The sequence below is a fragment of the Streptomyces sp. SID3343 genome, assembly GCF_009865215.1.
Taxonomy (GTDB): domain Bacteria; phylum Actinomycetota; class Actinomycetes; order Streptomycetales; family Streptomycetaceae; genus Embleya.
This window is the reverse complement of sequence record NZ_WWJX01001158.1, coordinates 1-466: the sequence shown is the minus strand read 5'-3', so window position 1 is coordinate 466 and position 466 is coordinate 1. Positions and strand designations below refer to the sequence as shown.

1 pseudogene is annotated in these 466 nt (G+C 76.2%); it reads left to right on the top strand.

Annotated elements, in window-relative coordinates:
• Positions 1–466, top strand: a pseudogene (locus GT354_RS36100) (hypothetical protein); the annotation flags it as partial.

The following is a 466-nucleotide window of genomic DNA, read 5'->3' as shown; positions in this document are numbered from 1 at the left end:
GGCGTCGCCGGGGCGTTCGCGCTTCGCCGGCGGGCCGGGACGCGTCGAGCGACACGCGCCCGCGAGGAACTGGACCAGGTGCGCCCGGTGGTCGACGAGGACATCACCGCATACGGCGAGACGCTGGAGCAAGCCGCGTTCGATCCGGCGGCGGCCGAATCCGACGCGGCGATGCGCGACGACTGGACGCGGGCCCTGGACGCCTACGAGCGAGCCAAGTCGGCCATGGCGGCGGCCCGGGGCCCGGAGGACGTACGCAACGTCAGCGAGGCCCTCGACGACGGCCGGTTCGCGCTCGCGACCCTCCGGGCCCGACGCGACGGTTCGCCGCTTCCCGAACGTCGGCCGCCGTGCTTCTTCGACCCGCGCCACGGCCCGTCCGTGCGCGACATGCGATGGTCGCCGGCCGGAGGTGCCGCGCGGGACGTCCCGGTCTGCGCGGCCGACGCGGCCCGGTTGACCGACG